Annotated in this window: 13 protein-coding genes; 3 read left to right on the top strand and 10 right to left on the bottom strand. The window is 38.5% G+C overall.

Translation table 11 applies throughout. The features are described 5' to 3' along the window. Positions 1 to 259 precede the first annotated feature (259 nt). Complete coding sequence (locus NPA36_RS07980; RefSeq protein ID WP_256945597.1) at positions 260 to 1,249, bottom strand: nucleoid-associated protein; 990 nt, start codon at positions 1,247 to 1,249, stop codon at positions 260 to 262. Positions 1,250 to 1,348: 99 nt separating this feature from the next. Here NPA36_RS07980 and NPA36_RS07975 point away from each other — a divergent pair, with 99 nt between their 5' ends. Continuing rightward, positions 1,349 to 2,314 carry an aromatic acid exporter family protein gene (locus NPA36_RS07975; protein WP_256945596.1) on the top strand — a complete coding sequence of 322 codons (966 nt, stop codon included), beginning with the start codon at positions 1,349 to 1,351 and terminating at the stop codon, positions 2,312 to 2,314. Between the two features lie 775 nt (positions 2,315 to 3,089). Then, complete coding sequence (locus NPA36_RS07970) at positions 3,090 to 4,052, top strand: nuclease-related domain-containing protein (protein ID WP_256945595.1); 963 nt, start codon at positions 3,090 to 3,092, stop codon at positions 4,050 to 4,052. Positions 4,053 to 4,499: 447 nt separating this feature from the next. Here the strand turns inward: NPA36_RS07970 and NPA36_RS07965 are convergent, their stop codons facing one another. The 4 genes from NPA36_RS07965 to dhaK are packed head-to-tail and all read right to left on the bottom strand — an operon-like array spanning position 4,500 to position 7,199. After that, positions 4,500 to 5,216 carry an MIP/aquaporin family protein gene (locus NPA36_RS07965; RefSeq protein WP_256945594.1) on the bottom strand — a complete coding sequence of 239 codons (717 nt, stop codon included), beginning with the start codon at positions 5,214 to 5,216 and terminating at the stop codon, positions 4,500 to 4,502. Between the two features lie 17 nt (positions 5,217 to 5,233). After that, on the bottom strand, positions 5,234 to 5,608 hold the full coding sequence (gene dhaM / locus NPA36_RS07960; protein ID WP_256945593.1) for a dihydroxyacetone kinase phosphoryl donor subunit DhaM: 375 nt from the start codon (positions 5,606 to 5,608) through the stop codon (positions 5,234 to 5,236). After that, a complete protein-coding gene (gene dhaL, locus NPA36_RS07955; RefSeq protein ID WP_256945592.1) occupies positions 5,608 to 6,189 on the bottom strand; it encodes a dihydroxyacetone kinase subunit DhaL in 582 nt (193 codons plus the stop codon). Before dhaL ends, dhaM begins: the two co-directional genes overlap by 1 nt. A gap of 17 nt (positions 6,190 to 6,206) precedes the next feature. Continuing rightward, on the bottom strand, positions 6,207 to 7,199 hold the full coding sequence (dhaK, locus tag NPA36_RS07950; RefSeq protein WP_256945591.1) for a dihydroxyacetone kinase subunit DhaK: 993 nt from the start codon (positions 7,197 to 7,199) through the stop codon (positions 6,207 to 6,209). Between the two features lie 147 nt (positions 7,200 to 7,346). Between dhaK and dhaS the strand changes: the two genes are divergently transcribed. Next, positions 7,347 to 7,901 (top strand): dihydroxyacetone kinase transcriptional activator DhaS, encoded by a 555-nt coding sequence (gene dhaS, locus NPA36_RS07945; RefSeq protein ID WP_256945590.1) that lies wholly within the window; start codon positions 7,347 to 7,349, stop codon positions 7,899 to 7,901. A 94-nt stretch (positions 7,902 to 7,995) separates the two neighbouring features. On the opposite strand, the gene NPA36_RS07940 is transcribed toward dhaS, so the two are convergent. From NPA36_RS07940 to NPA36_RS07920, 5 genes are all read right to left on the bottom strand, one after another. Next, positions 7,996 to 9,558 (bottom strand): IS1634 family transposase, encoded by a 1,563-nt coding sequence (locus tag NPA36_RS07940; protein ID WP_256945589.1) that lies wholly within the window; start codon positions 9,556 to 9,558, stop codon positions 7,996 to 7,998. 773 nt (positions 9,559 to 10,331) lie between these two features. Next, positions 10,332 to 10,514, bottom strand: a complete 183-nt coding sequence (locus NPA36_RS07935) for an IS66 family transposase (RefSeq protein WP_256945588.1) — start codon at positions 10,512 to 10,514, stop codon at positions 10,332 to 10,334. A gap of 171 nt (positions 10,515 to 10,685) precedes the next feature. Then, a complete protein-coding gene (locus NPA36_RS07930; protein ID WP_256945587.1) occupies positions 10,686 to 12,035 on the bottom strand; it encodes a polysaccharide biosynthesis protein in 1,350 nt (449 codons plus the stop codon). Between the two features lies 1 nt (position 12,036). Next, positions 12,037 to 13,440, bottom strand: coding sequence for an O-antigen polysaccharide polymerase Wzy family protein (gene wzy / locus NPA36_RS07925; protein ID WP_256945586.1), 1,404 nt, complete (start codon positions 13,438 to 13,440; stop codon positions 12,037 to 12,039). Between the two features lie 2 nt (positions 13,441 to 13,442). Beyond that, entirely contained in the window at positions 13,443 to 14,534 is a 1,092-nt protein-coding gene (locus NPA36_RS07920; RefSeq protein ID WP_256945585.1) for a glycosyltransferase, read from the bottom strand. Positions 14,535 to 14,603: the final 69 nt, after the last annotated feature.

Below are 14,603 nucleotides of genomic sequence, written 5' to 3'. Positions count from 1 at the left end.
TTATCCGTACAGAACGGTGTATAGCATAGCTGACGCACAGTGGATGTTTCGGCTTCAGCCGATTTACAGCCACGTAGACAGCTAAGCCGAAAGACCAAGGCTTTCGGCGGTGCCACCGTTCCCGTTTCGGATAAATTTCTGGGGAACTCTTTTATGATTTAGAAATTTTTTTATTTTATTACAGACTTTTTGCCCAACCCCTCGCTATTTCTGACAGATTCGTTGGAGAATCTTATATTAGTTAAACAAATCAATCCACCTACCCGTTAAACCGATTCATAATGCTATCGATATTTTTAATCAACACAGAAATGGAGCCGTCTGGATTATTTAGAAATTCAATAATTTCCTTATCATCATAGACCTGGCTAGGTATAGTAATCTCGATGCCATTTGCCAGTTTGAACTTTTGTTTGCTGTATTTGCGTTCGTACTTGGCTGGGTTGTGAACGGGGATGGTTGGTGCAACTTTTTCTTCCTGAATGGCCTGTAGAGATGCCTCTTTTGCCAGCGGATTCTCCTTGAAGACTTGCTCAAACACTTGGCCAGCATTAATGTGGTCGTTTTCCTCCAGCTGTTGGTAGATAACTTGCTGGGTAGTGGCAAGCGCTACGTAGTCCTCTTCGTTGAACTTTTTGGCAACGTGGCTGACCGTTTTTTTGATTTCCTTAATCTGTTCCTTAGTCGAGCTGGTGGTCGGAATTTCTAGGAATTGTTGCGAGAAGTAGTTTTGGCGTTTGCCCTCGATGATGTACTTTTTCTCTAGCAGTTGATAGGTCAAGCTGTCCAAGTCCAGCACAAAGGCCTCGCTCGGCGTCTGCCCACCCGTTGGCAAAATGGCGTGGTTCATGATAATAGTATTGACTACAGAATCCCCATCTTGCTCCAGAAAATGAGTAAATTTGCTGCTGTAATCTAGGCGCAGAATCCCAATAATGGAGGGGCTGGCTTGGAAAAAGAGATAGTCGGCGGCAGGAATTTCTTCAGCTGGCGCAATTAAGTTGAATAATTTTTCTGCTAAGATATGACTTTTTTCTATAAATGACTGAGATGGGTCGCGCAAAAATAGTGCCAGCTCACTTTCTGCTTCGATTTGCCCATGCTTTGGGTCTGCTTTTTGGACTTTTTCATTGAGTTTTGTCAAGTAGTCCACTAAATTCGGTTGGGACAAATCTAGTCCTTCTTGGGATAATAGTAGGTTTCCGGTATTTTTATCCAGAATATGAACGATGGCTTGTGTGATAATCATGGCTGGCTCCTTAAAGTTTTTCTTTCCTATCATACTATATTCCTTGCTAGAATTGAAGAATATAGAGATAATAAGGACAAATGAAAGGAAGGTCACTCTATGCACATTGCTTTACGAACCGTGAAAATCGTGGCAGCGACTTGTATTGCCATCTTGATTGCCGAGCAGCTGGGTTTGCTTTATGCCAGTTCTGCCGGAATTATTGCTCTGCTGAGCATTCTCGATACTCGCAGGTCCACCTTACAGATTGCCCTGAAACGTGTTGGTGCCACCATTCTTTGCCTAGGGCTGTCACTGTTGGTCATTTCTTTGCTCCATGTTTCTTGGCTGTCTTACGGGGTATTCTTGGCCATCTTTGTCCCGCTCGCCTACCGATTTCATTTGCAAGCGGGGATTGCGCCTTGTGCGGTCTTGGCGACTCACCTGTGGCTCGAGCAGTCCATCGCCTTTTCGCTCATACAAAATGAGCTCCTCTTGATGTTAATCGGCGCCGGAATCGCCAGCCTTTTCAACTTATACATGCCGTCACGACAAGGGGAAATCACCTTATTGAAGGTAGAAGTTGAGGACCAACTAAAGTCTGTTTTGCTCTACTTCAACCAGTTTTTGTTGGACGGGAAAGCGGAATCAGGACCAGAAATGCTGGCTGCCCTCAAAAAAAGTATCGCCACTGCCAAAGAAATCGTCTATCTGGAGCGGGATAATCAAGTCTTTTCACAAACCAATTACGACGTCCACTACTTCGATATGCGGCAGGAGCAGACCTTGATTCTGGAAACCATGATGGGCCACCTCAACTATATTCACCTAGAAACTGAGGAAAGTAAGATTTTAGCTGGAATGTTCTTTTTGACCGCCGACCAATTGTGCGAGTGGAACCCCGTCACCTACCTCATTACCGACCTCAACCTTATGTTAGACGGCTTCCGTGATCGAGAGTTGCCAAAAACACGAGACGAATTTGAGAACCGCGCTACTCTGTTGCTGCTGCTTTATGATTTTATCCGATTTTTAACCATTAAAGAAGAGTTCTACCGTGAATACTCGGATTTGTTAGGGGAGTAGCGGGGGTGTTGGGTTTTAAAATGATAGGAGTCTGCTCGCTATTTGGCTCGTGTAGCGGGAGTTGAATTGCCTTAGATAGAGGAATACATTCATTTATAGACGACTTAGTTTGAGATTTGAACTAGGTTGTCTTTTTGTTTTGTAGAAATTCCGTGGAATTTCTTCCTTTTGATGGGGTTTTAGCTATGGCAGCGATATTCTACAAGTGCCAGTATTTGTTTTTAGCGCCTAACTTCAGTAGGTTTTGATAAGATGTGGGAATTTCTTCCGAAATTCCGTCCGATTGGTAGAGTTGTTAGATAAACTAGCAATTTCTAATCTCTAATATGGAGTAACGTATATTTATTCCTCGTTAAAATGCTATTTTTGTGCCCTTTTCTCATAATTCGAGCTACTTTAGCTTTTTTCAACACTTTTTCGACTGATTTTAAGTCAATTATGAGAAAACTTGCTCTTTCTTTGTCGTTAACGAGGAATAAAGTGTGTTTATTCCTCGTTAGAATGCTGATTTTGTACTCTTTTCTCATAATTCGAGCTACTTTAGCTTTTTTCAACGCTTTTTCGACTGATTTTAAGTCAATTATGAGAAAACTTGCTCTTTCTTTGTCGCTAACGAGGAATAAAGTGTGTTTATTCCTCGTTAGAATGCTGATTTTGTATCCTTTTCTCATAATTCGATCTTATAACTAAATTTCTATCAACTTTTTTAAATAAAAAAAAAAATATGATAATTTTTGCGTATCTATAAGTAGAGAGTAATTAAGGAGGGATTTTTTTGCGCGTTCCATCGATAGAATTAATGCAACAATGGGTTTTGAGTAAACGGGATAGTCACATTAGCCAGGATAAGTTAAGATTGATTAGGAGTTTAGAACAAGGATACTTAGGTGAAGTGGCTGTAGACGCTTGCTATTCCTACAGATGGTCAGACCGCTTACTATATTTGACTGACCTTTATCTTAATTTTAATGGTAGTTGCCAGATTGATGCCATTGGAATTGGTGCGGGTATAATTGTAGTCTTTGAAATTAAAAATTACTCTGGACGTTATGAATATCGTAATGGACAATTCTACTTAAATGGTAGGGAGTTTAGTCATAATAGCTTGGCTCAGTTAACTCGATCAGTTAATATTGTACAGAATATCTTTCGATCGATGAATATCTCTGTAAAAGTAATCGGAAAAATTGTTTTAGCAAATTCGAGTGGAGAATTTTTTTGTGATTCAGATGAAATTTCAAAGAAATTTCTTCCGATTAACCAACTGAAAACTTTTTGGAGCTATATCTATCAGAAAGAAGCTGGACAACCAATTGGAAAAAAAGAGTATATCACCTCCATAATTAAAAATTACAGTAATGAAGATAGATATATTCCAAACGATATCCCTTTTTCTGAACTCAAGCTTGGACCGTTTTGCCCAAAGTGTTACGAAACGAATCTCATTTCTAAAAGATTTCATGTTGTATGCTCTACCTGTCATTTTAAAGAAGAGAAATCAACTGCCATGCATCGACTAACCTGTGAACTAGGGGTTTTAAAACCTAACACTCCCATCATACCTAAGAATATTCATCAGCTATCAAATGGCTTCTTTACAAAAAATGCTTGTTCAAAGTACCTTAATGATTTTTTGACTAAATCAATAAATAGTAGTAAAAAAAACACCACCTACCAAAACCCAAAAATGCTCTACCGGTACTATTATCCTTACTACTTAGCCAACCAGCAACTCTAAGCCCAACTTATCCACAAAGTTATCCACATGTACACATGTTCGTCCCTACTTGTAGGGGGATTGCGCTTGATTCGTCTATATCTTGGTCAAGTGCTATTTTTGTAATCTGTTTGTAACTCTGCCTCAGCAGAGTTTTCCACAAAAAATCTTTTCTCTGCAAAATAGCTCAAAACCCTATTCCCACGCTGTTTTCATTACTTGTCACTCAACTTTATCCACACTTATCCACAGGCTAAATGGTTTTTGTGGACAAGTCTTCCCTTCTCAACCCCCTACTATAATAACCTTTCAAGGAAATGTGACAATTTTGCTCTCTCCATCATCACCAGTCCAACCAGCTAATTTTCCACAGACTTATCCACAGAGTTGTCCACAAAACTTCACACATTCCACCACACGCAAAAAAGCTACCTAAGCACTTGGCCTAGGTAGCTCAATGTCATATTTTTATGCAATAAATCCCATAATGGCTTGATAAATCAAAGCTCCTGCAACACCACCGATAATTGGGCCGACCACTGGAATCCAGCTATAAGACCAGTCGGAGTCGCCTTTGCCCTTGATTGGCAAGATAGCATGCATAATCCGCGGACCAAGGTCGCGAGCCGGATTGATAGCATAACCAGTCGTTGATCCCAAAGAAAAGCCAATCGCCCCCACAATAAGACCGACAATGATTGGTCCTAATCCAGCACTCACCATGCTTGGGCCGATTGCCATAATCCCCATGACCAAGACAGCCGTCCCGATAGCCTCGCCCAACAAGTTTGAGCCGGTATCACGAATGGCTGGACCTGTGGAAAAGCTGGCTAAAATATTGCCCGGATCCTTGGTTTGTCCCCAATGAGGCAGATAGTGCAGCCACAAGACCACCGACGCCAACATAGCCCCCAAGAACTGGGCAATGATAAATGGCACCACATCAACCCAAGGTAGCGAGCCGGTTGCCGCCATGGCTAAAGTCACTGCCGGATTCAAATGAGCCGGACTGATAAAGCCGGAAATATAGACCGCAATCGTCACCGCAAGCCCCCAACCAAGTACAATAGCTACCCAACCGGTACCTTCTTCCTTCGTTTTGGACAGGACATTCCCTGCCACAACACCATTTCCTAGCAAGACTAGGATGAAGGTGCCTAAAAATTCACCGATAAAATTCTGCATGTTCTATACCTCTTTCTTTACTTATTAAGCTCCATGTCTTTGAGCTGAGCCTCAATCATGTCGATGGATGCACCTGCCTGTAAGAGTGCCGCTGCCGTATAGGTTCCCTCGACCACAGCCACGTTGTACAAGCGAATCTCCTTGTCGGAAAACTCTATAGCCATGTCCAAATTCATCTTCGCACTGCCCAAATCGTAAAAGGCAAGTAGCTTTTCTTTAGGGTTGGCTTGGATAATGTCTTGGACTTGGTCGAAACTAGTCCCGATGCCACCATCTGGATTGCCGCCGACATAGGTCATTTCCACGTCTTTGGCTACTTCTTGAATCAACTCATAAATGCCTTGCGCAATGTTTTTGGAATGCGATACTAATATAATGCCGTAATCACTCATTACTCATACACCCCCGCTTCAATCATCGCTTTGAACAAGAGGCCACTTGAGTAGGCACCTGGGTCGATGTGTCCCACAGAACGCTCACCCACGTAACTAGCTCTCCCCTTAGTCGCTTGGATGGCTTTTGTTGCTTCAACAGCCGCATCGATGCCTTGCACTGTCAACTTGCTCTCAGCCACCAAGTCCACAACGGGTGCCCAAACGTCTACCATCGTTTTCTCGCCAACTTCAGCCTTGCCACGTTTTTGAATAGACTCCAAACCGTCCTTCAAGGATTGAGCCAAGCCCACTTCTGCCTGTGCTCCCTTTGCCAGCCCCATAAAAGCTGACCCATACAAGGGACCTGATGCTCCACCAACCTTGCTCAAGAGTTGCATGGCCACCAATTTCAAGACATCCACATCCGTTTGTGGCACCTTGTCTTCCAGAGCCTCCATAACAGCTGCCATGCCACGTGACATATTGCCACCATGGTCTCCGTCTCCAATCGGTGTATCCAATTCACTCAGATAATCCTTGTTAGCTTGCACCTTGTCATTAAAAATTTCCATCCATCTGATTACTTTGCCTGCTTCCATCTGCCTCGCCCTCTCTCTTAAAATCTCGTAATCGTGTTGCTTGGCGCATTCAAGGCCTCTAACCAAGCCGCATCTTCCAACTTAATCAAGGTCAAGGACAAGCCCTGCATATCAATGGCCGTCATGTAGTTGCCGACCTTCTTGTAATCCACCACAATATTTTCCGCCGCCAGCAAATGAGCCACATCGTTCGCAAACACATACTGCTCCATCAAAGGCGTAGCGCCCAAACCATTGATCAACAGCCCAAACTTATCGCCCTCTTTGCGGTCAAATGACGCTAAAAGCTTGCCTACTAATTCTTGTGCCAAGTCCTTAGACGGTTTCATGCTCTCACGACGGTAGCCCGGCTCACCATGGATGCCGACACCAAACTCCATTTGGTCGTCTTCTAGAACAAAACCAGGTTTGCCCACTTCAGGAACTGTTGCACCGGATAAAGCTAGCCCAATGGTTTTAATATTCGGCACTAAGTTTACCGCCAAGTCCTTGATTTCAGCCAAAGTCTTACCAGTATCTGCCGCATGACCTAGAATCTTGTGCACCAAAATGGTTCCTGCAACTCCACGCTTGCCTTGTGTATAGAGGCTATCTTCCACGGCAATATCATCATCCACCACGATACTGTCCACTTGAATGCCTTCCATCTCTGCCAATTCTTGCGCCATCTCGAAGTTCATAATGTCACCAGAGTAGTTCTTAATGACCATGAAAACTCCAGCGCCTTCATCAGCTGCCTTAATCGCTTCTAGAATTTGGTCAGGCGTTGGTGAAGTAAAGACCGCACCACAAACAGCCGCCGATAACATACCTTGACCAACAAAACCAGCATGAGCAGGTTCGTGACCAGAGCCACCACCAGAGATCAACGCCACTTTACCAGTCTTTGGAGCTGTACGAACAATACTGTCAAAGCCTTCCAAACGCTCTACAATATCCGAATGGCAATAAGCAAGCCCATCTAACATCTCGTCAACAATCTTGCGTGGGTCGTTCATAATTTTTTTCATTTCCATTTCTCCTTTGTTTTGGCAGGTTGTCCCACCATTTATTCCTCTTTATTGTAAACGCCACTAGCCCCATATGGAATGGACATTTTAAGAGAATTGTCCTCCTTGATAGAATTGGGTATAATAGTTTTGAGGAAAGGAGAGCCTATGACGACTTCATTCATTACCAAAAAACGGATTGCCAAATCCTTGCGAACCCTGATGGCACAAACTGAATTTGAAAAAATCTCCATCGTTGAAATTATGGAGCAGACCGGTATCCGTCGTCAGACCTTCTACAGCCATTTTGTGGACAAGTACGACCTGCTCAACTGGATTTTTGTGACTGACTTGGAAGAGCAGATTCAAGACAACTTGACCTACGTTAGCGGAGACAGCCTCATGCTGCAGGTGCTGGATTTCTTCTCCATGAACCAAACCTTCTACCGCAAACTCTTCCTGCTAGAAGGCCAAAACAACTTTTCCGACTACTTTTTTGACTATTGCCACCAACTAGTCGAAAAGATGATTAGCGATAACCCCACAAACCAAGCCTACAAATGGAGCCCAGACGAGTACAACTTTTTTGTAGCCTATCAAGCTGCGGCCATCAGTTTTCTTATCCGTAAAAGTATCCTTGCCGGGGACATGGATTGCCGAAACTTGAGCAAGGATATTCGGCAGGTGCTGCATAGGGGCTTGGTTGGGTGGCGTCTTGATTGATGTGGAAACGAATGTACCCTGAATTCCCGAAGAAACATAGTATACAAGTCACCTTGCTCGCCTAGAGCCGAAGGTGACTTATTTTATGATTGAGCTATCCAATAGTGACATCTAAGGCTGTTAAAATTTGTTTCTGCACTTTTGTTAGAGGAACAATGGCTTGGCAATCTCCAGTCCATAGCTTGCGAATCTTGTTTAATTCACGAATGACCTGCTTGATTCTTAACCCTTCGGTTTCTGGATGTTGCTTGATTCGGTAGCTTAACTCACTACGTAAAACTAATCCAATAAAGGCTACAAACATCTTTCCTTCCGTTGTTTGCGTATGGTGAGTGCGCATGCGACGGTAGTCCATTCCATTTTTCAAGTTGTCAAAACTCTTTTCAATGATATCCTTTTGTCGATAAATCCTGATAGCTTCCTCAGCTGTTTGTTCTAAATCACTAGTCACTAGCATAAAATAGCCAAATTTTGATTTGATAGCGTCAATACTTTCGTAATCAATTTCAAACTCAATCGTTTTTTCACCACTCTCTATCACCTTAAAATATTTCTTCTGACTGCTCTTTAATTGACGGTTCTTTGCCAGTAGCGTTAGTTGTTTTTCTTGACGGTCAATATCATCGTAAAGTGCTTTTTCTTCTAAGTTAGCTCGTGCAGGATCATAATAAATGTGAATGTTTAGCGGTGTTTCTGAATTGGATACAGGAATGGTACGTCCATAAATTTGTTCTGTTCTAGAAAATTCCTTTGAAGAAAATGGGATAGACAACTGTTCATTGATTTGTTCTTTGTACAAGGTATAGTTTTTGGGTAACAGACTCAACACCTTAAACCCTTTTTCAGTCACCAACCGCAGGTTAGACATGGTAAAAAAGCCTTGGTCCATGACAAAGCTGACCTCTCTAAATTGCAGTTGCCGAGTCAGTTCAAACATGTAAGGAAGATAGGTTTTATCAATCAGACTGCCATTATAAATGGAATAGTAAAGAGGTAAGCGAGATTTTTCTCCATAGAAAACACCTAAGTTAAATTGGACTAACTTATCCCCATCTCTGTTATAGCCAAACTCAACGTAATCATTTTGTTGGCTGTAAGAAGAGATAGAAGTGACATCGTAGGCGATATATTCATTCTCTTTAGCTTTTTGACACCAGACATCTAAGAAATCCAAGCGTTGCTTATCCTTGATAGAGGCAAAGAACTCACTAACTCGTTGAGAAGAAAAAGATTTCTCAGTTTGGATATCTTGTTCTATTGTCCAGTCTTCAAAATCCATCATGACATTGCCGTTAGCCATCATGTAAGCAGATAGATTAAGAATCATTTCCCATTGATGGGGAAAGGCTTTTTGTAGCATAGGAGTTAGTCCTAGCTCCTTTGCCAACCGATGGTAAGCAGCCATAAAACCAACCGTATGAACGCTTTTAACACTTTCTAAAGAAGATACTGTTTCCTCAGGAAACAAGTCAAAATAATTTTTATTTGGGATCAACATACCGGTTTCCGGGTCCAATTTACCAATACTTTTTTCATCAGAAGTTGGTTTTCCTTTGTCATTCCGGTAAGAACGCAGCGTATAATAAACGTATTTAGTACCGTTGGGACCTTTCTTATAAGTAATGCGTTTTTTAGGCAATTGAACTAGTTGTTTCATGGCAAAGTCCTCCTTGTATACTACCTATTATAGTATACATGATTAAAAAAGTCAAGCTTTATTTGTCAAATTTAACAAATAAAGCTTGATAGATTAACGTTTTGAAAATAGGTATACTACATCTGCCCGGGAATTCAGGGTATAACGCATAAAAAATAGGCGAAATCCAAACTGGACTCGCCTATTTTTTTATGTCAAAACATGTTTCACTTTTGAACTCCATGGAAGAAAATCATCTAGAATTTCTGATAACGTTAAATCGGACTGATTCGGCAACTGTCCAAATAGATATCTCAAATAAGCATAAATATCTAATCCATTTGCAATCACGGTTTAAATGATATTATATGCATAATAATTTACGGCAGCTTCAGATTTGCTTGTCGAGAAACTTCGGTTCTTTGCTAAAACGCTAGGGCTTGCTAATCTATTTTGAATAGTGGGTTTTGGAGCCTTGCCTGTTTTAATGGATGCTTTAGATGCATGTACCTTACAACGCTTGCATTCATACGCTTGTTCATAATGGGCATGCTTGACCAACGTTACAGGGATAAATTCTATTTCTGTAGACACTCCACGTTTGTCAATTGCGAACATTCCAGTGTCATAACAGGCTCAAAATCTATCGGATTACTCCACATCGTGAATGTGTACTTCACAGGGAGGACCCTCGATCAGCTCTACTTTTCTACCTTTAGAAATTTTCGTTTGTAAATAATTTCTTCCGTTTCAACGGTTTGTTCATTCGCAGTTGTCTCTGCCGAATTAAAATACTAGTCTTTTTCCTCAAATAAAGAAAGCTGATTGGTAGCTGACTTTTCAGAAGATATGCCAAACATTTTGCGATTCATATTGGAAAGTAAGAGACGAAGTTGTTTATTTTCTTCGACTAAGGCAGCTACTTGTTCCGTCAATTTTAAATTGCTCTCTACTAATTTTTGTAACGGATCTGCCAATGAATTCACCTCGTTTCTGTTCTTAAGTAAGTGAGAAATAAAACAAAAGAGTTTCCAAGAATTGTATCATAATAACGATGAACAGCCATGGGCGTAAAAGCCAGTCCATACACTGCTGTTTCTAAAAAATCTCTTTGTTAATATAATCCTTTCTGATACTAATTTTAATCCCTATCTTTTTACCATAGCAGCTATTTCTGTTCTAAACAATAATATTTGTACTATAACAAATAAAATATACACTATAAACCCAAAAATATTCATCATATAGGTTGTCACTAGTATGTGGATAACCATATATGCAGCTAAAGATAATAAATGTTTTTTCTTAAAATTTAAATCCTTAAAAACTACTATAAAATTATAGGCAACCCACAACATATAGGAAACTAAAATACCTATAGCAACACTTATCAACGTTCCAAATATAGTTAGCAACGCCAGAATAATAATTGTTGAAGTGATAGCAAATAAGACTGAATTTCTTAAATAAATTTTCCCATCTACTTTAACCTTGTATAAATTCATTAATAATATATTTGATAAAATAATAAAAGGCAAGGCCAAAAATGTTACAGAAAGAATAGGTAATGACAGCATATATTTAGGTAATACTGTAGACACGAAAAAATATATGACAAAATACCCTATGCCACTTACCTCGCCTATGACTACACAAGCCGTTATGACAGCATCCATAATTGTTTTACTTGAATTAGCAGCTAGTAAATTATAAAAAACTAGACTAATTGCACTTACAATCAGTAAAGAAATATTTAATAAGGAATTTTGGAATGAGTATTGTGCAAATGATTCTAAATCAAAAAATATATTTACAAGCCAGTTACCTGCATTACCAACATAAGCCATAGACATATTTCCAATTAATATAAACATTCCTACTTTGATTAATTGTAATTTCCTCTGAGAACTAAATTGTTTAGAAATTCCAAATTCACGCGAAAAATACACTTCATATATTAAAAATAATATTATATAACTCAACAGTGTTAAAAAAATATACACTTGGTAATTACTGTTTTGAAATATAAAAATCGTCATTAGCAATAAAGATGTATATAGCACACTTGTAAGCATTGTACTATATGAATACACATGAAAATCACCAATAGCTTGCCTAAAATTTTGATGGTAGGTATTGATTAATATAAAGAATGCTGAAATAGAAAACCACATATAAATTGGATCTCCATATAGCAAAGCTAGTATTGTAAGCACAAGAGTTATTAACAATTGATAGAAAACTAAAAAATTATGTTCATCTTTGATGGTATCTATATCTAAATCTTTTTTATCTTTCCCACCATACTTGATATAGATACCGTCATTAAATCCAATATTTAAAATGTATGCAAAGGATAGAAATAATGTATATTGCCTATACCGTCCATAATCATGAACGGATAAAACCATAGGCAAAATTAACCCAATAATAAAACTACTTCCATAATTAAATAGACTTGCTAGGATAACTTTTATAAGATTTTGAATAAATTTCATACTAGGATTTCCTTCTATAATTTACTATCTTCGGTAATACATATCGAACAATCCAGTATAAAAACATAGGGACTAGATATATTCTAGATATTTTATATAAAGAAGATGTTAGATGAATTCTAAGTGCATCAAGAAAGAAGATTGGTAGCGTTCCTGCAAGTAGAAAAAGTGTAAGAATATTTTGATGTTTCACATATGCAGCATATACTTTAGATGCAGCCCATCCATAAATAAACATATGTAGGGCAACTCCGATATACCCAAAATTTAAATACCCCTCTGTTACAGGAGAAAATCCTAAACCTGCTCCTGAAGCAAAAACATCTGGATGCTGTGTTGATAAAAACCAGTCATTTATTTCTACTCCATATTTCACAAAAAAGCGAGCAAGGTATGGTATGGGAGCCCCAATAGCATTAATATAAGACTGTCCATAGAATCGTACATCTGGACTATTCGTCAATACATCCAACAACGACCTAACCGGAGATATGAACTCTGAAATATTTTTTGGTATAGGAAGATAGGCTCCCGGATCAACGGTGACCATCCTTATACTATTATTAATTGTAGATTCAAGACCTTCCGGAAAGTAATATCGCGCATTTGAATAGAGCTGTGCTAGTCCTATCCCAAATGAAAACACAACAACAAGAGGGACTATCTTTACTTTCTTAACATCGTAGCTATATAATACCAACAAGAAAATAACAGAATAGATAATTGTGCTTCTAGCACCAATAATTAATAATACAAATAAGGAAAAAACAGATACTAGCACACCAACTACCTGAAATAGCTTTTCTTTTGTTTTATAGCCATAATACCAAGTCACTATTCCCGATAATATCAACCATTGAAATCCTCCACCAATAACTACGGAGTCTTTTAATATGTTGATTCTATCCAATCCATATCCAGCAGCTAGCATCTGCTTAAGCCCCCCAAAAGCAAGAACTTCACTAACAACGGAAAGCATAGAGATCAATAAAAAAATATACACTACTAATTTTAATGCTTGTATATCTAATTTATCGGCTTTAACACCAATATCATTAGAATCCTTCATTCTGACTGATTTTAATCCTAAAATTAAAAATACTAGCCCCAATAAATTGATAAACAAATAATTAACAATAACCTTACTATCATATAAGTTTTGATATAATAAAGGACCTAATGCATACATCACAAACATAATAGGTAAAAGTGTTAAGGGCTTGATTGCATTAGATTTTCTATCAATTATAGGTGTCAACAAATAATACAACCCTAAGTAAGATATAGAAATTATCAGTACATCAATAAGCGGCACTCCAAATATTAATATCATAGTTATATATACCAGGAAAATAATATGGATTAAAAAAAGTTTTTCAGCAATAGTTTCATTCTTTGCACTCACCTTTATTCTCCCTTTCTGTACAATTCTATATATTTTTCTGCCATAATATCACTTGTAAAGTCTAAAGATTTTATATACGCGTTATTCCCTAAACATTCTCTTAACCACTGACTTTCTATCAAACTATTTATGGAGTCCACTAAGGCATCTGTATCAGGTTCAATTAATAGCCCTGATTCCTCATGAGAAATCATCTCCCCAATCCCACCTACATCACTTGCAATGATAGGTAACCCGGTTGCCATAGCTTCTATTAATGATATCGGCATCCCCTCCCATAGAGAAGGTAAAATAAAGATGTCAGCTTCTAATAAAAAGTTACGAACATCATCTACAGCACCCACAAAAATTATATTCTTCTCCAAACCTAAAGTCTCTACTAACTCAGATAATTCTTCTTGTTTTTCTCCCTGACCGATTAGTTTCAATGTTAAATTTGGATATTTAGTTTTCAAAATTTGAACAGCTTTTATCATAGTCACATGGTTTTTAGGTTCACTTAACCTTCCAACGTGGACTATCTCAATATTTTTAGTAATTTCATAATTAGACTTTCTATTGAAGTCAGCTAGCAAGACCCCATTATAGATTAATGGTATATGAGAACTATCTACATGGTATACCTTTGATATAGAGCTTTTAACTTTTTCGCTAATTGCAACTGGTATAAGTTTAAATAGTTTGAAAAATATCCGATAAAGTATTTTTGAGAATATCCCTGCATCCTTTTCCGCCAAATTATGCGTTGTATGAATACGACTTTTTATTCCAAGTAACACCTCAATAGGAAGACAGTATAAAGTCGCTGATAAGTGTGAATGCACTACTTTAGGTTTATATTTAGAGAAAATATCAAATAATTTTCGCATAATGGATATATCAAACCCTAGCTTCTTATCTAAGTATATAATCGGTATACCTAGATTTTTAATTCTTTCTGAAATAAATGTTTCATTGGAAAAAAATGTTACAACGAGCACATTATACTGTTTATTTTTAAGTTCTCTCACTAAATTTTCAACAACAATTTCTGCGCCGCCAATACCCAATGTTGGTATCACTTGAATGATATCAATTTTTTTATTTTCTTCCATAACTACTACGCTCCTAATATAAATAATTATTTCTTTAATTCAAAAGTATCTTCTTTCAATTACAGCACA

The sequence above is a fragment of the Granulicatella seriolae genome, from assembly GCF_024543085.1.
GTDB lineage: Bacteria > Bacillota > Bacilli > Lactobacillales > Aerococcaceae > Granulicatella > Granulicatella seriolae.
The sequence above is the reverse complement of the archived record's forward strand: the minus strand, read 5'-3'. Positions and strand labels throughout refer to the sequence as shown.

Bases quoted from the DNA above. Each gene is read 5' to 3' on its own strand.
- NPA36_RS07975 (WP_256945596.1), top strand. From the start codon at position 1,349: ATGCACATTGCTTTACGAACCGTGAAAATCGTGGCAGCGACTTGTATT.
- NPA36_RS07965 (WP_256945594.1), bottom strand. From the start codon at position 5,216: ATGCAGAATTTTATCGGTGAATTTTTAGGCACCTTCATCCTAGTCTTG.
- dhaM (WP_256945593.1), bottom strand. From the start codon at position 5,608: ATGAGTGATTACGGCATTATATTAGTATCGCATTCCAAAAACATTGCG.
- NPA36_RS07930 (WP_256945587.1), bottom strand. From the start codon at position 12,035: ATGAAATTTATTCAAAATCTTATAAAAGTTATCCTAGCAAGTCTATTT.
- dhaL (WP_256945592.1), bottom strand. From the start codon at position 6,189: ATGGAAGCAGGCAAAGTAATCAGATGGATGGAAATTTTTAATGACAAG.
- dhaS (WP_256945590.1), top strand. From the start codon at position 7,347: ATGACGACTTCATTCATTACCAAAAAACGGATTGCCAAATCCTTGCGA.
- dhaK (WP_256945591.1), bottom strand. From the start codon at position 7,199: ATGAAAAAAATTATGAACGACCCACGCAAGATTGTTGACGAGATGTTA.
- NPA36_RS07920 (WP_256945585.1), bottom strand. From the start codon at position 14,534: ATGGAAGAAAATAAAAAAATTGATATCATTCAAGTGATACCAACATTG.
- NPA36_RS07940 (WP_256945589.1), bottom strand. From the start codon at position 9,558: ATGAAACAACTAGTTCAATTGCCTAAAAAACGCATTACTTATAAGAAA.
- NPA36_RS07980 (WP_256945597.1), bottom strand. From the start codon at position 1,249: ATGATTATCACACAAGCCATCGTTCATATTCTGGATAAAAATACCGGA.